This window comes from Streptomyces sp. NRRL S-455, assembly GCF_000717875.1.
Taxonomy (GTDB): domain Bacteria; phylum Actinomycetota; class Actinomycetes; order Streptomycetales; family Streptomycetaceae; genus Streptomyces.
The window spans coordinates 65,029-84,853 of the sequence record NZ_JOCT01000031.1 but is presented as its reverse complement, the minus strand read 5'-3'; the positions used below and the strand labels follow the sequence as shown (position 1 = coordinate 84,853).

Genomic DNA, 19,825 nt, shown 5'->3' with positions numbered 1-19,825 from the left:
CGCCAGGCCCGCCCGCCCCGACGCCCGGCGGGGGCCCCGCCCCGACGCCCGCCGCCGGCCCGGGCCCGGTGCCAGGCCCGCGCGACGCCCTGCGCAGGGACGTCCGGGTGCGCCCCGGCCGCTGCGCCTGGCCAGCCCCCGGCCCCGGCTGCGCCTGGTCGGGCTCGCCCTGACGCTGGTGCTGGTCGCCTTCGTCGTGCGGCTGTTCCAGGTACAGGCCGTCGACGCGAGCACGTACGCCGCGAAGGCCGAGCAGAACCGGTACGTCGGGCAGGTGCTCGCCGCGGACCGGGGCGAGATCACCGACCGGTCCGGCGTGGCCCTGGCGACCAGCGAGGACGCCTACGACATCACCGCCGACCCCACGATGTTCGCCCCCGACATGCTGAAGATCGGGGACGGGCCCGAGCAGGCGGCCGCCCTGCTCGCACCGATCCTCGGCCAGGACCAGGAGACGCTGGTCAAGAAGCTGCGGCCGGAGAACGAGGCCCTGCGGTACGTGAAACTGGCCTCCCGCCAGACCCCGCAGGTCTGGAAGCAGATCAAGGACCTGAAGTCCGCGCTCGCCAAGAAGGCGGAGACCGACAAGTCCACGCCCAACGTCCTCTCGGGCGTCTTCTCCGTCGCCACCAGCAAGCGCGTGTATCCCAACGCCGACCTCGCCGCCGGGATACTGGGCTGGGTCAACGGCGAGGGCAAGCCCGGCGGCGGCATCGAACTGCAGCTCGACAAGCAGCTCGCCGGCAAGGACGGCAAGATCCGCTACGCCCAGTCCGGCGGCCGCCTCGTCCCCACCGCGGGCTCCACCGAGACGCCCGCCGTGCCCGGCAGCGACGTCGAGCTCACCATCGACCGCGACATCCAGTGGGCCGCCCAGAAGGCCATCAGCGACCAGGTGAAGGAGTCCGCGGCCGACCGCGGGTACGTCATCGTCCAGGACACCCGCACCGGCGAGATCCTGGCCATGGCCAACTCACCCGGCTTCGACCCGAACGACCTGTCCGACGCCGACCCGGCCGCCCTCGGCAACGCCGCCGTCCAGGACGCCTTCGAACCCGGTTCCACCGCCAAGGTCATGTCGATGGCGGCCGTCCTGGAGGAGAACGCCGCCACCCCGATGACCAACGTCGTCGTGCCCAACCGGCTGCACCGCGGCGACCGGCTCTTCAAGGACGACATCGACCACCCGACCTGGTACCTGACCCTCAACGGCGTCCTCGCCAAGTCCAGCAACATCGGCACCATCCTCGCCACCGGCCAGCTCGGCAAGACCCAGGCCCAGGCCAACAAGGTCCTCTACCACTACCTGCGTGAGTTCGGCCTCGGCAGCGAGACCGGCCTGGGCTTCCCCGGCGAGACCAAGGGCATCCTGGCCCCGCCCGACAAGTGGTCGACCTCGCAGCAGTACACGATCCCTTTCGGCCAGGGCGTCTCCATCAACGCCATGCAGGCGGCGTCCGTGTACTCGACCATCGCCAACGGCGGCGTCCGGGTCGCACCCACGCTCGTCCGCGGCACCAAGGGGCCCGACGGCCGCTTCACCCCGGCCCCCGCGCCCGAGAAGAAGCGGGTCGTCAGCGCGAAGACCGCGAAGACGCTCGCCCAGATGCTGGAGTCCGTCGTGGACGACGAGGAGGGCACCGGCACCAAGGCGCGCATCCCCGGCTACCGCGTCGCGGGCAAGACGGGCACGGCGAACCGCGTGGATCCGGCCACCGGCAAGTACCACGGCTACACCTCGTCCTTCGCCGGGTTCGCGCCCGCCGACAAGCCCCGCGTCACCGTCTACTGCGCCATCCAGAACGCCACCAGCGGCAGCTACTTCGGCGGCCAGATCTGCGGCCCCGTCTACAAGCAGGTCATGGAGTTCGCACTGAAATCCCTCCAGGTCCCGCCCACCGGGGCCAAGCCCGCGAAGCTGCCGGTCACCTTCAGGCGCTGATCGGCCACAGTCGCCCGATCAGCACGGAACCAGCCAGGAACCACCTCGTGACAACGATCACCCCCGATCCCGGGAACCAGAGCGCTGCCCGCCCCTCGCTTCGCCCGGAGGCGGGTACGCCCGGTACGCTCACCGCCGTGCCACACGCTGATCAGTCCCAAACCACCCAGAAGGGCCAACCCGTGACATACCCCGGGCCGCCCAGGCCGGTGCACGTCTCCGCCACACCCCTCGCGGAACTCGCCGATCAGCTGGGTGCCACCGCGCCGGCGAGCGCCGCCGAGGTCAAGGGCATCACCCACGACTCGCGCGCCGTGCGCCCCGGCGACCTCTACGCCGCCCTCCCGGGCGCCCGTCTGCACGGCGCGGACTTCGTCAACCAGGCCGCGGGCCTCGGCGCCGCCGCCGTGCTGACCGACCCGACCGGCGCCGAGCGCGCGGCCGCGTCGGGACTGCCGGTGCTGGTCGTCGACGACCCGCGCGGGCGGATGGGCGAGCTGGCCGCCACGATCTACGGCCACCCCGGCCGGGACCTGCTCCAGATCGGCATCACCGGCACCTCCGGCAAGACCACCACCGCCTACCTCGTCGAGGGCGGCCTGAAGACGGTCCGGTCCACCGGCCTGATCGGCACGGTCGAGATGCGCATCGGAGACGAGCGCATCAAGTCCGAGCGGACCACCCCCGAAGCCACCGACCTGCAGGCCCTGTTCGCCGTGATGCGCGAACGCGGCGTCGACGCGGTCGCGATGGAGGTCTCCAGCCACGCCCTGGTCCTCGGCCGGGTCGACGGCTGTGTCTTCGACATCGGCGTCTTCACCAACCTCAGCCCGGAACACATGGAGTTCCACTCGGGCATGGAGGACTACTTCCAGGCCAAGGCGCAGCTGTTCACGCCGAAGCGCGGCAAACTCGGCGTGGTCAACGTCGACGACGAGTACGGCCGCCGACTGGCGAACGAGGCCACCGTCCCGGTCGTCACCTACTCCGCCGAGGGCCACCCCGACGCGGACTGGCGCGCCGAGGACGTCGTGGTCGGCCGGCTGGACTCCACGTTCACCGTCATCGGCCCCAAGGGCGAGCGGATCGCCGCCAAGTCGCCGCTGCCGGGCCCCTTCAACGTGGCCAACACGCTCGCCGCGATCGTCGCCCTCGCCGTCGCCGGCCTGGACCCGCAGGCCGCCGCCGACGGCGTCGCCGCCGTCCCCGGAGTGCCGGGCCGCCTGGAGCGGGTGGACGCCGGGCAGCCCTACCTCGCGGTCGTCGACTACGCCCACAAGACCGACGCCGTCGAGTCCGTGCTGCGGGCCCTGCGCAAGGTCACCGACGGCAAGCTGCACATCGTCCTCGGCTGCGGTGGCGACCGGGACAAGACCAAGCGCGGGCCCATGGGCGCCGCCGCGGCCCGGCTCGCGGACACCGCCGTACTGACCTCCGACAACCCCCGCGGCGAGGACCCCCTCGCGATCCTCGCGACGATGCTCCAGGGCGCGGCCTCCGTGCCCGCGTACGAGCGCGGCGAGGTGGCGGTCTTCGAGGACCGGGCCGCCGCGATCGCCGCCGCCGTCGCCCGCGCCGAACCGGGCGACACCGTCCTGGTCGCGGGCAAGGGCCACGAGCAGGGCCAGGACATCGCCGGGGTGGTCCGTCCCTTCGACGACCGCCAGGTGCTTCGCGAAGCCATCCAGAAGACCCAGGGATGAAATCCCGCATGATCCAGGGGATGAACTTGTGATCGCCCTCTCCCTCGCCGAGATCGCAGAAGTCGTCGGCGGGCAGACGCACGACATACCGGACCCGTCCGTCCAGGTCACCGGCCCGGTCGTCCGGGACTCCCGCGAGGCGGGGCCGGGCAGCCTGTTCGTGGCCTTCGCCGGTGAGCGCGCGGACGGCCACGACTTCGCGGCGGCGGTCGTCGAGGCGGGAGCGGTGGCCGTGCTCGGCACCCGGCCCGTCGGCGTGCCCGCGATCGTCGTGGACGACGTCCAGACCGCCCTCGGCGCCCTCGCCCGGCACGTCGTACGCCGCCTCGGCGCCACCCTCGTCGCCCTCACCGGCTCGGCGGGCAAGACCAGCACCAAGGACCTCATCGCGCAGGTGCTCCAGCGCAAGGCGCCGACGGTCTTCACGCCCGGCTCCCTCAACAACGAGATCGGGCTGCCGCTGACCGCGCTCAGCGCCACCGAGGAGACGAGGTTCCTCGTCCTGGAGATGGGCGCCCGCGGTATCGGGCACATCCGCTACCTCACCGACCTGACGCCCCCCAAGGTCGGTCTCGTCCTGAACGTCGGCAGCGCCCACATCGGCGAGTTCGGCGGCCGCGAGCAGATCGCCCAGGCCAAGGGCGAACTCGTCGAGTCCCTCCCCGCCGAGGCCGACGGCGGCACCGCGATCCTCAACGCGGACGACCCCTTCGTACGGGCCATGGCCTCCCGTACGAAGGCGAAGGTGCTCTTTTTCGGAGAGTCCGGCGAAGCGGACGTTCGCGCCGAGAACGTGCGACTCACGGACACCGGACAGCCCTCGTTCAGGCTTCACACACCCTCCGGTGCAAGCGATGTGACCATGCGCCTGTACGGTGAGCACCACGTGTCGAACGCGCTCGCCGCGGCCGCCGTCGCCCACGAGTTGGGCATGTCCGCAGACGAGATCGCCGTCGCGCTCTCCGAGGCGGGCTCCCTCTCCCGCTGGCGGATGGAGGTCACCGAGCGCCCGGACGGCGTGACGGTCGTCAACGACGCCTACAACGCGAACCCCGAGTCCATGCGAGCCGCTCTGCGCGCGCTCGTGGCGATCGGCAAGGGGCGGCGGACGTGGGCGGTGCTCGGCAAGATGGCCGAGCTCGGGGACGAGGCTCTCGCCGAGCACGACGCGGTCGGACGGCTCGCCGTCCGGCTCAACGTCAGCAAGCTCGTCGCGGTCGGTGGCAGGGAAGCCGCCTGGCTGCAACTGGGCGCATATAACGAGGGTTCGTGGGGTGAGGAGTCGGTGCACGTGTCCGACGCACAGGCGGCGGTCGACCTGTTGCGCAGCGAGTTGCGCCCGGGAGACGTCGTACTCGTGAAGGCGTCCCGTTCGGTCGGCCTCGAGAGCGTGGCGCAGGCGCTGCTCGAGTCCGGTGCCGAGGGTGAGGTTTCCGCCCGATGATGAAGCAGATCCTGTTCGCAGGAGTCATTGGTCTCTTCCTGACCCTGGTCGGCACGCCGCTGCTGATCAAGCTGCTGGCCCGCAAGGGCTACGGCCAGTACATCCGCGACGACGGGCCGCGGGAGCACGCCAGCAAGCGCGGTACGCCGACCATGGGCGGTATCGCCTTCATCCTGGCGACGGTCGCCGCGTACTTCCTGGCCAAGGTGATCACGGGCTATCTGGACCCGGAGGCCGACGCGGCGCCGACCTTCTCGGGTCTGCTGGTGCTCGGCCTGATGGTCGGCATGGGTCTGGTCGGCTTCCTCGACGACTACATCAAGATCGTCAAGCGGCGTTCGCTGGGTCTGCGGGCCAAGGCGAAGATGGCCGGCCAGCTGATCGTCGGCATCGGCTTCGCGGTGCTCTCGCTGCAGTTCGCGGACAACCGCGGCAACACCCCGGCCTCCACGAAGCTGTCGTTCATCACGGACTTCGGCTGGACGATCGGCCCCGTGCTGTTCGTGGTCTGGGCGCTGTTCATGATCCTCGCGATGTCGAACGGTGTGAACCTGACCGACGGTCTGGACGGCCTGGCCACCGGCGCCTCGGTGCTCGTCTTCGGCGCCTACACCTTCATCGGCGTCTGGCAGTTCCAGGAGTCCTGCGCCAACGCGCAGACCCTGACCAACCCGGGCGCCTGCTACGAGGTGAGAGACCCGCTCGACCTCGCGGTGGTCGCCTCCGCGCTGATGGGTGCCTGCCTCGGCTTCCTGTGGTGGAACACCTCTCCGGCCAAGATCTTCATGGGTGACACCGGTTCACTGGCGCTCGGCGGTGTGCTCGCGGGGCTCGCGATCTGCTCCCGCACCGAGCTGCTGCTCGCCATCCTGGGCGGCCTGTTCGTCCTGATCACCATGTCCGTGGTGATCCAGGTCGGTTCCTTCCGCCTGACCGGCAAGCGCGTCTTCCGGATGGCGCCACTCCAGCACCACTTCGAACTCAAGGGCTGGTCCGAGGTCCTTGTGGTGGTCCGCTTCTGGATCATCCAGGGTATCTGTGTGATTGTCGGACTTGGCCTCTTCTATGCGGGATGGGCAGCGGACAAGTGATCAACTGGCAGGGCAAGCACGTCACCGTCGCCGGGCTCGGTGTCTCCGGCGTCCCGGCGGCCAAGGTGCTGCACGGACTCGGCGCGCGGGTCACCGTCGTCAACGACGGCGACGACGAGCGGGCACGGACCCAGGCGGCGGACCTGGAGGCCCTGGGGGTCACCGTGCGCCTGGGCGATGGCGACACCCTGCCGGAGGGCACCGAGCTGATCGTGACAGCGCCCGGCTGGAAGCCGGACAAGCCGCTGTTCGCGGCGGCGGAGAAGGCCGGCGTCGAGGTCTGGGGCGACGTCGAACTGGCCTGGCGCCTGCGCGGCCCCGACGCCGCTCCCTGGCTGGCCGTCACCGGCACCAACGGCAAGACCACCACCGTCCAGATGCTGGCGTCGATCCTGAAGGCGGCCGGCCTGCGCACGGCCGCCGTCGGCAACATCGGTGTCTCTCTGCTGGACGCGGTGCTCGGCGAGGAGCAGTACGACGTCCTGGCCGTGGAACTGTCCAGCTACCAGCTGCACTGGGCGCCGTCCCTGCGCGCCCACTCGGCCGCCGTGCTCAACCTCGCTCCCGACCACCTCGACTGGCACGGCTCCATGGAGGCCTACGCCGCCGACAAGGGCCGCATCTACGAGGGCAATCGGATCGCCTGCGTCTACAACGCCGCCGACAAGGCGACCGAGGACCTGGTCCGGGAGGCCGACGTCGAGGAGGGCTGCCGGGCCATCGGCTTCACGCTGGGCACGCCCGGGCCCTCCCAACTCGGCGTCGTCGAGGGCATCCTGGTCGACCGGGCCTTCGTCGAGAACCGGCAGAAGAACGCCCAGGAGCTCGCCGAGGTCGCCGACGTCAACCCGCCGGCCCCGCACAACATCGCCAACGCCCTCGCGGCGGCGGCCCTCGCACGCGCCTTCGGCGTACCCGCCAAGGCCGTACGGGACGGCCTGCGGGCCTTCACCCCGGACGCCCACCGCATTGCGCACGTGGCGGATGTGGAGGGTGTGACCTACGTCGACGACTCCAAGGCCACCAACACCCATGCGGCGGAGGCCTCGTTGGCGGCCTACGAGTCGATCGTGTGGATCGCGGGCGGGCTGGCCAAGGGTGCGACCTTCGACGAACTGGTGGCCAAGTCGGCGAAGCGGCTGCGCGGGGCCGTGCTGATCGGCGCGGACCGCCGGCTCATCCGTGAAGCCCTGGCGCGACACGCCCCGGAAGTACCCGTCGTCGACCTCGACCGGACCGACACTGGGGCGATGCGTGCGGCGGTTCAGGAGGCGCGCGGCCTCGCCCGCACCGGTGACACGGTGCTGCTGGCTCCGGCCTGCGCCTCCATGGACATGTTCGCCAACTACAACAAGCGCGGGGACGCTTTCGCGGACGCCGTTCGTGAGCTCGGCTCCGCCGAGGGCTGACCCGGGTCCGCCTCGCCCGGCGGCGGTGCCGGGCGTACCTGGGAGGGACGCGTGACACGGATGTGGCTGGTGCCCGAGCGGCCGGGGAACGTCAGGGGGGGTTCGGTAAGTCCCGCACAGCACCCACGGCGCCCGGCACGCACCCTCGCCGCACCGGCCCAAGACCCGAGCAGCTCTGCTACGAGGGTCCTCGTCCGGCACGCCGAGGGCACGCACCGGACGCCGCGGGCACCGCACTGGACGTCCGAAACACCCGCCAGCCGCGGAACGACCCACTCCGGCATGGCGGGGTGAGCGGCGATGCCCACCAGCCGCACCGGACGGCCTCCGGCCCCACGCGCTCCCAAGCGCCCCACCGCGCCCCGGATCCCGCCCCAGAACGGTGTCCTGGCCTTCTACCACCGTGCGCGCAGGGGCTGGGACCGCCCCCTGACCGCCTACTACCTCATCTTCGGCGGCAGTCTGCTGATCACCGTGCTGGGCCTGGTGATGGTCTACTCGGCCTCGCAGATCACCGCGCTCCAGATGTCGCTGCCGGGTTCGTACTTCTTCCGCAAGCAGCTGCTCGCGGCGGTCATCGGCGCCGGTCTGCTGTTCGCGGCCTCCCGGATGCCGGTGAAGCTGCACCGGGCACTGGCCTACCCGATCCTCGCGGGCGCCGTCTTCCTGATGGTCCTGGTGCAGGTCCCGGGGATAGGAGTGTCGGTCAACGGCAACCAGAACTGGATCGCGGTCGGCGGCTCCTTCCAGATCCAGCCCAGTGAGTTCGGCAAGCTCGCCCTCGTCCTGTGGGGCGCCGACCTGCTGGCCCGCAAACAGGACAAGAGGCTGCTGACCCAGTGGAAGCACATGCTCGTGCCGCTGGTGCCGGCCGCCTTCATGCTGCTCGGCCTGATCATGATCGGCGGCGACATGGGCACCGCGATCATCCTCACGGCCATCCTGTTCGGCCTGCTCTGGCTGGCCGGCGCACCCACCCGGCTGTTCGCCGGAGTGCTGTCGGTCGCGGCCGTGCTCGGCCTGATCCTCATCAGGACCAGCCCCAACCGGATGGCCCGCCTGCAGTGCCTCGGGGCCACCGAGCCCCAGTCGGGACCCGTCGACTGCTGGCAGGCCGTGCACGGGATCTACGCGCTCGCCTCCGGCGGGATCTTCGGCTCCGGGCTGGGTGCGAGTGTGGAGAAATGGGGCCAACTCCCCGAAGCCCACACCGACTTCATCTTCGCCGTCACCGGTGAGGAACTGGGCCTGGCGGGGACGCTGTCGGTACTCGCCCTCTTCGCGGCTCTAGGCTATGCGGGTATCCGCGTGGCCGGACGCACGGAGGACCCCTTCGTCAGGTACGCCGCGGGAGGCGTGACCACCTGGATCACGGCCCAGGCCGTGATCAACATCGGTGCGGTGCTCGGTCTGCTGCCGATCGCCGGCGTCCCTCTCCCGCTGTTCTCCTACGGAGGATCCGCCCTGCTGCCGACCATGTTCGCCATCGGGCTGCTGATCGCCTTCGCGCGTGACGAGCCCGCTGCGCGGGCGGCGCTTGCGATGCGGCAACCCCGCTTTGGTAGAAAGCGGGGGGCTGGGGGCACCGGTTCCAAGCGGAGTCCCCGGAGATGGAACACGATGCGACGGCGTGCCTCGGCGGCGCGTACGTCCGGAGAGCGGTGAATTTCGGTGCATGTCGTACTCGCCGGCGGAGGAACCGCGGGCCACATCGAGCCCGCGCTCGCCCTCGCGGACGCCCTGCGCAGGCAGGATCCGAGCGTGGGCATCACGGCCCTGGGCACGGAGCGCGGCCTCGAGACACGTCTGGTACCCGAGCGTGGGTACGAACTCGCGCTGATCCCCGCCGTACCGCTGCCACGCAAGCCCACCCCCGAACTGATCACCGTCCCGGGCCGGCTGCGCGGCACGATCAAGGCGACCGAGCAGATCCTGGAGCGCACCAGGGCGGATGCCGTGGTCGGCTTCGGCGGCTACGTCGCCCTGCCCGGCTACCTCGCGGCCAAGCGTCTTGGTGTGCCGATCGTCATCCACGAGGCCAACGCCCGCCCGGGCCTGGCCAACAAGATCGGCTCGCGCTACGCCAGCCAGGTCGCCGTCTCCACCCCGGACAGCAAGCTGCGGGGCGCCCGCTACATCGGCATCCCGCTGCGCCGCTCCATCGCCACCCTGGACCGGGCCGCCGTACGCCCCGAGGCGCGTGCCGCGTTCGGGCTCGACCCGAACCTGCCCACACTGCTCGTCTCCGGTGGCTCCCAGGGCGCCCGCCGACTCAACGAGGTCGTGCAGACGGTCGCTCCGTGGCTCCAGCAGGCCGGAATCCAGATCCTGCACGCGGTCGGCCCGAAGAACGAACTGCCGCAGGTCCACCAGATGCCGGGAATGCCCCCCTACATCCCGGTAAGTTACCTGGACCGGATGGACCTCGCGTACGCCGCGGCCGACATGATGCTCTGCCGCGCGGGCGCGATGACCGTCGCCGAGCTCTCCGCCGTCGGGCTGCCGGCCGCCTACGTCCCGCTGCCCATCGGCAACGGCGAACAGCGGCTCAACGCCCAGCCGGTGGTCAAGGCTGGTGGCGGTCTGCTGGTCGACGACGCGGAGCTGACCCCCGAGTGGGTCCAGCAGAACGTGCTGCCCGTGCTCGCCGACCCGCACCGGCTGTACCAGATGTCCCGCGCCGCCGCCGAGTTCGGCCGCCGGGACGCCGACGACCTGCTCGTCGGCATGGTGTACGAGGCGATCGCCGCCAGTCGTGCACATCGTTAGGACCGTATGACGGAAGGCAGGGGAGCGTGGCCGGATCGACCACCGCCGAGCGCGGTGAACGCAAGCAGGAGTCGTCCGGCCCGCCGCCCCTTCTGCGGTCGAGGCGGGCCCGGCTTCGTGTGATCGTCATCCTGGGTCTCGTTCTGGTCTTCGTCGGTTTCCCGACGGTCTGGCTCTTCTACGGTTCCGCGTGGCTGCGCGCCGAGACCGTGTCGGTGTCGGGCACCCGAGTCCTGACGCCGGCTCAGGTCGAGGCGGCCGCCGACGTTCCCCTCGGGAAGCCGCTGATTTCCGTCGACACCGATGCGATCGAGACACGACTGCGCCGGAAATTGCCCCGAATCGACTCGGTTGACGTGGTCCGCTCCTGGCCCCATGGAATCGGGCTGAAAGTGGTCGAGCGGACTCCGGTTCTCTATGTCCAAAAAGGCGGAAAGTTCGTCGAAGTGGACGATGAAGGTGTCCGTTTCGCCACGGTTTCTGAGGCGCCGAAAGGTGTGCCCGCGCTGGAATTGACGCCCTCCCGGTCCAGCTCCGCCACCGCCAGCCTGCGCCGCTTCGGCGAGGCCCGGCTGGTGCGCGAGGCGGTGGGCGTCGCCCGGGCCGTTCCGGCCGCCGTCGCACGCGAGACGCGGTCCGTCAAAGTCCGGTCCTACGACGGCATCTCGCTGGAGTTGAGGGACGGCCGTACGGTCACCTGGGGGAGCAGTGAGAAGGGCGCCTCGAAGGCCCGTGCGCTCACCGCCCTCATGAAAGCCACGCCGCGCGCACGGCACTTCGACGTGAGTGTTCCCACCGCGCCCGCGTCATCAGGGAGTTGACGCACATCCGCGCAGGCCAGCACCCTGGTTGGGCAGTGCTACGGCTGATCACATAGGGTGAAAAGAAAAACGGGAGGTTCGGCGTGTTCGTTGAACGTGCGCCACTTGTCGACTTAGTGTCCTGTTCAGAAGACTCCAAGGAACAGACACACTGGTAACCCTAAACTTCAGGGTTAGGGTTCGGGTCGGCGATACGGACCGTCCCATTCGGCATCAGTCGTCGGGTCGCGGGGCGCAGCGCGTCACGGTGATTCGGCGACACGTAACTCGAGGCGAGAGGCCTTCGACGTGGCAGCACCGCAGAACTACCTCGCAGTCATCAAAGTCATCGGTGTCGGCGGCGGTGGTGTCAATGCCATCAACCGGATGATCGAGGTCGGTCTCAAGGGCGTCGAGTTCATCGCCATCAACACCGACGCGCAAGCTCTGTTGATGAGCGACGCCGACGTCAAGCTGGACGTCGGCCGTGAACTCACCCGCGGACTCGGCGCCGGAGCCAACCCGGCCGTGGGCCGCAAGGCCGCCGAGGACCACCGCGAGGAGATCGAGGAGGTCCTCAAGGGGGCCGACATGGTCTTCGTGACAGCCGGTGAAGGCGGCGGCACCGGCACCGGCGGCGCGCCCGTCGTGGCCAACATCGCCCGCTCGCTCGGTGCCCTCACCATCGGTGTGGTCACGCGCCCGTTCACCTTCGAGGGACGGCGCCGTGCCAACCAGGCCGAGGACGGCATCGCCGAGCTCCGCGAAGAGGTCGACACCCTCATCGTCATCCCGAACGACCGGCTGCTGTCCATCTCGGACCGCCAGGTCTCGGTGCTCGACGCCTTCAAGTCGGCCGACCAGGTCCTCCTCTCCGGTGTGCAGGGCATCACCGACCTCATCACCACCCCCGGCCTCATCAACCTCGACTTCGCCGACGTCAAGTCGGTCATGTCCGAGGCGGGCTCGGCCCTGATGGGCATCGGCTCGGCCCGCGGCGACGACCGCGCGGTGGCCGCGGCCGAGATGGCGATCTCCTCGCCGCTGCTGGAGGCGTCCATCGACGGTGCCCGGGGCGTGCTGCTCTCCATCTCCGGTGGCTCGGACCTCGGCCTGTTCGAGATCAACGAGGCCGCCCAGCTGGTGAGCGAGGCCGCCCACCCCGAGGCCAACATCATCTTCGGCGCGGTGATCGACGACGCCCTCGGCGACGAGGTCCGGGTGACCGTGATCGCGGCCGGCTTCGACGGCGGCCAGCCCCCGGCCAAGCGGGACAACGTCCTCGGCTCGTCCTCGGCCAAGCGCGAGGAGCCGGCCCCGGCCCGGCAGAGCGAGAGCCGCCCGTCCTTCGGATCGCTCGGCAGCGTGACCCCGAAGGAGGACCCGGAGCCCGCTCCGGAGCCGGTCAGTGACATCCCGGTCGCCCCGCCGGTCCCGCCGGCGCCGCGGACCTACTCGGACAGCGCGGCCGAGGAACTGGACGTACCGGACTTCCTCAAGTGATCCTTCAGTGGTGATAGGACAGCGCGAAAGCGTGAGCGGCGCGCACTTCGGCTTCACCGACCGGTGGGGCGGGGTGAGCGCCGCTCCGTATGAGGAGCTCAACCTCGGCGGAGCGGTCGGCGACGACCCCGGCGCCGTACGCGCCAACCGCGAACTGGCCGCCAAGTCCCTGGGCGTCGAGCCGGACCGGGTGGTCTGGATGAACCAGGTGCACGGGGCCGACGTGGCGGTGGTGGACGGACCGTGGGGATCTTCGTCCGAGGTCCCGTCGGTCGACGCGATCGTCACCGTGCGGCGGGGGCTCGCCCTCGCCGTTCTCACCGCCGACTGCGTGCCGGTGCTGCTCGCCGACCCCGTGGCCGGGATCGTCGCCGCGGCCCATGCGGGCCGGCCCGGCATGATCGCCGGAGTCGTCCCGGCCGCGCTACGCGCGATGACGGAGCTGGGTGCCGAGCCCTCCCGGATCGTCGCCCGCACCGGACCCACCGTCTGCGGCCGGTGTTACGAAGTGCCGGAGGCGATGCGCGCCGAGGTGTCCGCCGTCGAGCCGGCGGCGTACGCCGAGACGAGCTGGGGCACGCCGGCGGTCGACGTGAGCGCCGGAGTGCACGCCCAGCTCGAACGGCTCGGGGTGCGTGACCGGGCGCAGTCTCCGGTGTGCACGCTGGAGTCGGACGATCACTTCTCGTACCGCCGCGACCGCACCACCGGTCGGCTGGCGGGCTATGTCTGGCTGGACTGATGGGACATGACGGACCGTAAGGACGAACTCGCCGCAAATCTGGCGAAGGTGGAGCGGCGCATCGCCGACGCGTGCGCCGCCGCGGGACGCGAGCGCGACGAGGTGACCCTGATCGTGGTCACCAAGACCTATCCGGCGAGCGATGTGCGGATCCTGTCGGAACTCGGCGTCCGCCACGTCGCCGAGAACCGCGACCAGGACGCGGCTCCCAAGGCCGCGGCCTGTGCGGATCTGCCCCTTACTTGGCATTTTGTCGGTCAACTCCAGACCAACAAAGTGCGATCCGTGGCCGGTTACGCGGACTTCGTGCAGTCGGTCGATCGTTCCAAGCTCGTCACAGCTCTGTCGAAGGAGGCCGTCCGGGCCGGGCGCGAACTCGGGTGTCTCATCCAGGTCGCACTCGACGCCGGCGTCAGCGCCCGGGGTGAACGGGGCGGCGTGGCGCCCGGCGGGATCGAGGAGTTGGCCGGTCTCGTGGCCGCGGCCCCGGGGCTGCGACTCGATGGGCTGATGACCGTCGCGCCGCTCACCGGAGAGTACGCGGGACGCGAACGGGCGGCGTTCGGGCGGTTGATGGATTTGTCGACTGACCTGCGCAGGAGCCATCCGGCTGCCACCATGGTCTCGGCAGGGATGAGTGCGGACCTCGAAGATGCCGTGGCGGCCGGAGCGACACATGTGCGCGTCGGCAGCGCGGTACTCGGAGTCCGCCCCAGGCTCCGGTAACGTCGCCAGGAAGTCGGACCACAGCAGAAAATATGGTCATTGCCGCCGTTAGGCGGACAAGGGCCTCGTGGATCGCGGGCACTTGGCAGTCGTCAGCCGATCCACCACAGAGCGGAGGACTCAGAGCATGGCCGGCGCGATGCGCAAGATGGCGGTCTACCTCGGCCTCGTGGAGGACGATGGGTACGACGGCCGCGGATTCGACCCCGACGACGACTTCGAACCTGAACTCGACCCTGAACCCGAGCGGGAGCACCGACGGCACGAGCCGTCCCATCAGTCACATATCTCACATCAGCCCCAAAGGGACGAAGAGGTGCGAGTCGTGCAGCCGCCCGCACCCCGCGAGCCGGCCCCCCGTTCCGCTTCGCTCGCCGCGGAATCCGGGCGCCCGGCGCGCATCGCGCCCGTGGCGTCCATCACACAAGAACGCGCAAGTCTGGAGAAGAACGCACCGGTGATCATGCCCAAGGTCGTGTCCGAACGAGAGCCTTACCGGATCACCACGCTCCACCCGCGGACCTACAACGAGGCCCGTACCATCGGGGAACACTTCCGTGAAGGCACCCCGGTGATCATGAATCTGACTGAGATGGACGACACAGATGCGAAGCGACTTGTCGACTTTGCGGCCGGTTTGGTGTTTGGTCTTCACGGCAGCATCGAGCGGGTGACGCAGAAGGTGTTCCTGTTGTCGCCTGCTAACGTCGATGTCACGGCGGAGGACAAGGCCCGCATCGCAGAGGGCGGGTTCTTCAACCAGAGCTGAGACGTAACACCGGAAACAGCAGTAAACAGGCAGTAACGAGCAGGGCGCAGGGGAGAGGGAAGCAAGAGGTCATGAGCGTGGTTCTGGATGTCGTCTACATCGCGCTGATGTGCTTCCTCATCGTGCTCATCTTCCGGCTGGTCATGGACTACGTCTTCCAGTTCGCCCGCTCATGGCAACCCGGCAAGGCGATGGTGGTCGTTCTGGAGGCCACCTACACTGTCACGGATCCACCGCTCAAGCTTCTGCGGCGGGTCATCCCGCCGCTGCGTCTCGGGGGCGTGGCGCTCGACCTGTCCTTCTTCGTTCTGATGATCATCGTCTACATCCTGATCTCGATCGTGAGCCGGCTGTGAGCGATGTGAACTACTGGTCTTGCCGAATGCCGACGACTACGTTGAGGTGAAGAGATGCCGTTGACCCCCGAGGACGTGCGGAACAAGCAGTTCACGACCGTCCGCCTCCGAGAAGGCTATGACGAGGACGAGGTCGATGCCTTCCTCGATGAGGTCGAAGCCGAACTGACCCGCCTGCTCCGCGAGAACGAGGACCTGCGCGCCAAACTGGCCGCGGCCACGCGCGCTGCTGCCCAGAACCAGCAGAACATGCGCAAGCCTCCGGAGCAGCAGGATCAGCAGCAACAGCAGCAGCAGGGCATGCGCGGTCCTGGGGGTCCTGTACCCGCCGGCATATCGGGCCCGCCGCAGCAGCAGATGGGTGGCCCCATGGGTGGTCCGCCCCAGCTGCCGAGCGGTGCCCCGCAGCTGCCCGCCGGTCCCGGCGGTCAGGGTGGTCCGCAGGGTCCCGGTCCGATGGGCCAGGGTCCGGGCGGTCCGGGCCCGATGGGCCAGCCCCCGATGCAGCAGCAGATGGGTGGTCCGATGGGCGGCCCCATGGGCGGTCCGATGGGCGGCCCCGGTCAGGGAGGCCCCGGTGGCGACAGCGCCGCCCGTGTCCTCTCGCTGGCCCAGCAGACCGCCGACCAGGCGATCGCCGAGGCCCGTTCCGAAGCCAACAAGATCGTCGGCGAGGCGCGTTCGCGTGCCGAGGGTCTGGAGCGTGACGCCCGTGCCAAGGCCGACGCCCTGGAGCGGGACGCGCAGGAGAAGCACCGTGTCGCGATGGGCTCCCTGGAGTCCGCCCGCGCCACGCTGGAGCGCAAGGTCGAGGACCTGCGCGGCTTCGAGCGCGAGTACCGCACGCGCCTGAAGTCGTACCTGGAGTCGCAGCTGCGTCAGCTGGAGACCCAGGCCGACGACTCGCTGGCCCCGCCGCGCACTCCTGCGGCCGCCTCGCTCCCGCCGTCCCCGGCGCCTTCCATGGCTCCGGCCGGCGCGAGCGCCCCGTCCTACGGCGGTGGCAACCAGACGATGGGCGGCGGTCCCTCGCCGTCCGGTCCGTCCTACGGCGGTCAGCAGCAGATGTCGCCGGCGATGACCCAGCCGATGGCGCCGGTGCGTCCGCAGGGCCCCTCGCCGATGGGTCAGGCGCCCTCGCCCATGCGAGGCTTCCTGATCGACGAGGATGACAACTGACGGCCTGATGGCCAGTAGTACGGCGTAGACGTCGGCAGCGTTCAGGGCGAGGCCCCGGGTCCAGGACCCGGGGCCTCGCCTTTTGCCGCGCGTGTTCGTGCCCGCGCACTCGCGTTCGAGCGTACGCAACGCCGAAGGCCCGGACCCACCAAGATTTTTGACGGGTCCGGGCCTTCGGGCCGTTCGGCCCGGGGAGGTTATGCCTTGCGCAGGCGGAACGTCAGGGAAAGCCCCTCGTCGGTGAACGGCTCGCCGTACGGGCCGTCCGCCTCGCCCTGTGCGAAGTCCGTCGCCAGGACCTCGTCGGCGATCAGGCCGGCATGCTCGGTCAAGGCCTCGGTGACGGCCGGGTCGGTAGCCGTCCAGCGCAGTGCGATGCGGTCGGCCACGTCGAGGCCGCTGTTCTTGCGGGCCTCCTGGATCAGACGGATCGCGTCACGGGCGAGACCCGCACGGCGCAGCTCCTCCGTGATCTCCAGGTCCAGGGCGACCGTCGCGCCGGAGTCCGACGCCACCGACCAGCCCTCGCGCGGCGTCTCCGTGATGATCACCTCGTCGGGAGCGAGCGTGATGGTCTCGCCGTCGACCTCGACCGAGGCCGTGCCCTCGCGCAGGGCCAGGGACAGGGCGGCCGCGTCCGCGTTCGCGACGGCCTTCGCCACGTCCTGGACACGCTTGCCGAACCGCTTGCCCAGCGCGCGGAAGTTGGCCTTCGCGGTGGTGTCGACCAGGGAGCCGCCGACCTCGCTCAGCGTCGCCAGCGACTCGACGTTCAGCTCCTCCGTGATCTGGGTGCGCAGTTCGGAGTCCAGCGCGTCGAAGCCCGTCGCCGCGATCAGGGCGCGGGACAGCGGCTGACGCGTCTTGACCCCCGACTCCGCGCGGGTGGCCCGGCCCAGCTCCACCAGCCGGCGCACCAGCACCATCTGCTTCGACAGCTCCGGGTCGATGGCGGAGAGGTCCGCCTCGGGCCAGGACGACAGGTGGACCGACTCCGGAGCACCCGGGGTGACCGGAACGATCAGGTCCTGCCAGACCCGCTCGGTGATGAACGGGGTCAGCGGGGCCATCAGCTGCGTGACCGTCTCGACGACCTCGTGCAGGGTGCGCAGCGCCGCCTTGTCGCCCTGCCAGAAACGGCGACGCGAGCGGCGCACGTACCAGTTCGACAGGTCGTCGACGAACGCGGACAGCAGCTTGCCGGCGCGCTGGGTGTCGTAGGCGTCCAGGGACTGGGTGACCTGGTCGGTGAGCGCGTGCAGTTCGGACAGCAGCCAGCGGTCCAGGACCGGGCGGTCGGCCGGGGCCGGGTCGGCCTCGGACGGGGCCCAGCCGGACGTACGGGCGTACAGGGCCTGGAAGGCGACCGTGTTCCAGTACGTGAGGAGCGTCTTGCGGACGACCTCCTGGATGGTGCCGTGGCCGACGCGGCGGGCCGCCCAGGGGGAACCGCCGGCCGCCATGAACCAGCGCACCGCGTCCGCGCCGTGCCGGTCCATGAGCGGGATCGGCTCCAGGGTGTTGCCCAGGTGCTTGGACATCTTGCGGCCGTCCTCGGCGAGGATGTGGCCGAGGCAGACGACGTTCTCGTACGACGACTTGTCGAAGACCAGCGTGCCGACCGCCATCAGCGTGTAGAACCAGCCGCGGGTCTGGTCGATGGCCTCGCAGATGAACTGCGCCGGGTAGCGGGCCTCGAACAGTTCCTTGTTCTTGTACGGGTAGCCCCACTGCGCGAACGGCATCGAACCCGAGTCGTACCAGGCGTCGATGACCTCGGGCACGCGCGTGGCCGTGCTGCCGCAGCCGTCCTGCGGGCAGGCGAAGGTGACCTCGTCGATGAACGGCCGGTGCGGGTCAAGGCCCGACTGGTCCGTGCCGGTCAGCTCGGTGAGCTCCGCGAGGGAGCCGACGCAGGTGAGGTGGTCGTCCTCGCAGCGCCAGATCGGCAGCGGGGTGCCCCAGTAGCGGTTGCGGGACAGCGCCCAGTCGATGTTGTTGTTCAGCCAGTCGCCGTACCGGCCGTGCTTGACCGTGTCCGGGAACCAGTTGGTGTTCTCGTTCTCCGCGAGGAGGCGGTCCTTGAGCGCCGTGGTGCGGATGTACCAGGAGGGCTGCGCGTAGTAGAGCAGCGCGGTGTGGCAGCGCCAGCAGTGCGGGTAGCTGTGCTCGTACGGGATGTGCCTGAAGAGCAGGCCGCGCTCGTCGAGATCGGCGGTGAGCTTCTCGTCGGCCTTCTTGAAGAAGACGCCGCCGACCAGGGGGACGTCCTCCTCGAAGGTGCCGTCCGGGCGGACCGGGTTCACGACCGGCAGGCCGTAGGAGCGGCAGACCTTGAGGTCGTCCTCACCGAAGGCAGGGGACTGGTGGACCAGACCCGTACCGTCCTCGGTCGTGACGTAGTCGGCGTTGACGACGAAGTGCGCGGCCTCGGGGCTGTGACCATTGGTTCCCTCGCTGACGCTCGGGAACTCCACCAGCTCGAACGGCCGCTGGTAGGTCCAGCGCTCCATCTCGGCGCCCGTGAAGGTCTGGCCGGTGGTCTCCCAGCCCTCGCCGAGGGCCTTGGCGACCAGCGGCTCGGCGACGACGAGCTTCTCCTCGCCGTTGGTGGCGACGACGTAGGTGACCTCGGGGTGGGCGGCGACCGCCGTGTTGGAGACCAGCGTCCAGGGCGTGGTCGTCCAGACCAGGAGCGCGGCCTCGCCGGCCAGCGGGCCGGAGGTGAGCGGGAAGCGCACGTAGACCGACGGGTCGACGACCGTCTCGTAGCCCTGCGCCAGCTCGTGGTCCGACAGGCCCGTGCCGCAGCGGGGGCACCAGGGGGCGACGCGGTGGTCCTGGGCCAGCAGCCCCTTGCCGAAGATCTCCTTGAGCGACCACCAGACCGACTCGATGTACTCGGGGTCCATGGTGCGGTAGGGCTCGGTGAGGTCGGTCCAGTAGCCCATGCGGGTGGTGAGCGCCTCGAAGGCGTCCGTGTGCCGGGTCACCGACTCGCGGCACTTCGCGTTGAACTCCGCGATGCCGTAGGCCTCGATGTCCTGCTTGCCGGAGAAGCCGAGCTCCTTCTCGACGGCCAGCTCCACCGGGAGGCCGTGGCAGTCCCAGCCGGCCTTGCGGGCCACGTGGTAGCCGCGCATGGTGCGGAAGCGGGGGAAGACGTCCTTGAAGACGCGGGCCTCGATGTGGTGGGCGCCGGGCATGCCGTTGGCGGTGGGCGGGCCCTCGTAGAACACCCACTCGGGGCGTCCCTCGGACTGTTCCAGGCTCTTGGTGAAGATCTTCTGCTCGCGCCAGAAGTCGAGCACGGCGTGCTCCAGGGCGGGCAGGTCGACCTGGGCGGGTACCTGGCGGTACGTCGGCGATGTCATCAGCGGGCTTCCTCCGGC

The 19,825-nt window shown here is 70.1% G+C and carries 15 protein-coding genes; 14 read left to right on the top strand and 1 reads right to left on the bottom strand.

The genetic code is table 11. The features are described from left to right. From IE97_RS0132915 to IE97_RS0132850, 14 genes are all read left to right on the top strand, one after another. Window positions 1-1,942 (top strand): peptidoglycan D,D-transpeptidase FtsI family protein (locus tag IE97_RS0132915; RefSeq protein ID WP_037845159.1); only part of this gene is annotated, 1,942 nt, incomplete at its 5' end. A 182-nt stretch (window positions 1,943-2,124) separates the two neighbouring features. Further along, on the top strand, window positions 2,125-3,645 hold the full coding sequence (locus tag IE97_RS0132910) for a UDP-N-acetylmuramoyl-L-alanyl-D-glutamate--2,6-diaminopimelate ligase (RefSeq protein WP_030248712.1): 1,521 nt from the start codon (window positions 2,125-2,127) through the stop codon (window positions 3,643-3,645). Window positions 3,646-3,673: 28 nt separating this feature from the next. Further along, entirely contained in the window at window positions 3,674-5,089 is a 1,416-nt protein-coding gene (locus IE97_RS0132905; protein ID WP_030248710.1) for a UDP-N-acetylmuramoyl-tripeptide--D-alanyl-D-alanine ligase, read from the top strand. Beyond that, complete coding sequence (gene mraY, locus IE97_RS0132900) at window positions 5,089-6,180, top strand: phospho-N-acetylmuramoyl-pentapeptide-transferase (RefSeq protein WP_030248707.1); 1,092 nt, start codon at window positions 5,089-5,091, stop codon at window positions 6,178-6,180. Before IE97_RS0132905 ends, mraY begins: the two co-directional genes overlap by 1 nt. Further along, complete coding sequence (gene murD / locus IE97_RS0132895) at window positions 6,162-7,589, top strand: UDP-N-acetylmuramoyl-L-alanine--D-glutamate ligase (protein ID WP_030248705.1); 1,428 nt, start codon at window positions 6,162-6,164, stop codon at window positions 7,587-7,589. The genes mraY and murD overlap by 19 nt, the downstream gene beginning before the upstream one ends. A gap of 300 nt (window positions 7,590-7,889) precedes the next feature. After that, the gene (gene ftsW / locus IE97_RS0132890) at window positions 7,890-9,254 is read left to right on the top strand and encodes a putative lipid II flippase FtsW (protein WP_030248704.1); all 1,365 of its coding nucleotides are present in this window, start codon (window positions 7,890-7,892) and stop codon (window positions 9,252-9,254) included. A 6-nt stretch (window positions 9,255-9,260) separates the two neighbouring features. Beyond that, window positions 9,261-10,358, top strand: coding sequence for an undecaprenyldiphospho-muramoylpentapeptide beta-N-acetylglucosaminyltransferase (gene murG, locus IE97_RS0132885; RefSeq protein ID WP_030248702.1), 1,098 nt, complete (start codon window positions 9,261-9,263; stop codon window positions 10,356-10,358). Window positions 10,359-10,384: 26 nt separating this feature from the next. Continuing rightward, a complete protein-coding gene (locus IE97_RS0132880; protein ID WP_030248701.1) occupies window positions 10,385-11,179 on the top strand; it encodes a cell division protein FtsQ/DivIB in 795 nt (264 codons plus the stop codon). Between the two features lie 288 nt (window positions 11,180-11,467). Then, complete coding sequence (gene ftsZ / locus IE97_RS0132875; RefSeq protein ID WP_030248699.1) at window positions 11,468-12,661, top strand: cell division protein FtsZ; 1,194 nt, start codon at window positions 11,468-11,470, stop codon at window positions 12,659-12,661. A 10-nt stretch (window positions 12,662-12,671) separates the two neighbouring features. Beyond that, on the top strand, window positions 12,672-13,403 hold the full coding sequence (gene pgeF, locus IE97_RS0132870) for a peptidoglycan editing factor PgeF (protein WP_030248696.1): 732 nt from the start codon (window positions 12,672-12,674) through the stop codon (window positions 13,401-13,403). A 6-nt stretch (window positions 13,404-13,409) separates the two neighbouring features. Beyond that, window positions 13,410-14,129 (top strand): YggS family pyridoxal phosphate-dependent enzyme, encoded by a 720-nt coding sequence (locus IE97_RS0132865; protein ID WP_030248695.1) that lies wholly within the window; start codon window positions 13,410-13,412, stop codon window positions 14,127-14,129. Window positions 14,130-14,256: 127 nt separating this feature from the next. Continuing rightward, window positions 14,257-14,898 carry a cell division protein SepF gene (locus IE97_RS0132860; protein WP_030248693.1) on the top strand — a complete coding sequence of 214 codons (642 nt, stop codon included), beginning with the start codon at window positions 14,257-14,259 and terminating at the stop codon, window positions 14,896-14,898. Between the two features lie 71 nt (window positions 14,899-14,969). Then, window positions 14,970-15,254, top strand: coding sequence for a YggT family protein (locus tag IE97_RS0132855; protein ID WP_030248691.1), 285 nt, complete (start codon window positions 14,970-14,972; stop codon window positions 15,252-15,254). A gap of 54 nt (window positions 15,255-15,308) precedes the next feature. Then, window positions 15,309-16,433, top strand: coding sequence for a DivIVA domain-containing protein (locus tag IE97_RS0132850; RefSeq protein WP_030248690.1), 1,125 nt, complete (start codon window positions 15,309-15,311; stop codon window positions 16,431-16,433). 197 nt (window positions 16,434-16,630) lie between these two features. On the opposite strand, the gene ileS is transcribed toward IE97_RS0132850, so the two are convergent. Next, the gene (ileS, locus tag IE97_RS0132845) at window positions 16,631-19,807 is read right to left on the bottom strand and encodes an isoleucine--tRNA ligase (protein WP_030248689.1); all 3,177 of its coding nucleotides are present in this window, start codon (window positions 19,805-19,807) and stop codon (window positions 16,631-16,633) included. Window positions 19,808-19,825 lie beyond the last annotated feature (18 nt).

Coding starts and splice junctions, on each gene's coding strand:
- mraY (WP_030248707.1), top strand. CDS start 5,089: ATGAAGCAGATCCTGTTCGCAGGAGTCATTGGTCTCTTCCTGACCCTG.
- murD (WP_030248705.1), top strand. CDS start 6,162: ATGGGCAGCGGACAAGTGATCAACTGGCAGGGCAAGCACGTCACCGTC.
- ftsW (WP_030248704.1), top strand. CDS start 7,890: ATGCCCACCAGCCGCACCGGACGGCCTCCGGCCCCACGCGCTCCCAAG.
- IE97_RS0132865 (WP_030248695.1), top strand. CDS start 13,410: ATGACGGACCGTAAGGACGAACTCGCCGCAAATCTGGCGAAGGTGGAG.
- IE97_RS0132860 (WP_030248693.1), top strand. CDS start 14,257: ATGGCCGGCGCGATGCGCAAGATGGCGGTCTACCTCGGCCTCGTGGAG.
- IE97_RS0132855 (WP_030248691.1), top strand. CDS start 14,970: ATGAGCGTGGTTCTGGATGTCGTCTACATCGCGCTGATGTGCTTCCTC.
- IE97_RS0132850 (WP_030248690.1), top strand. CDS start 15,309: ATGCCGTTGACCCCCGAGGACGTGCGGAACAAGCAGTTCACGACCGTC.
- ileS (WP_030248689.1), bottom strand. CDS start 19,807: ATGACATCGCCGACGTACCGCCAGGTACCCGCCCAGGTCGACCTGCCC.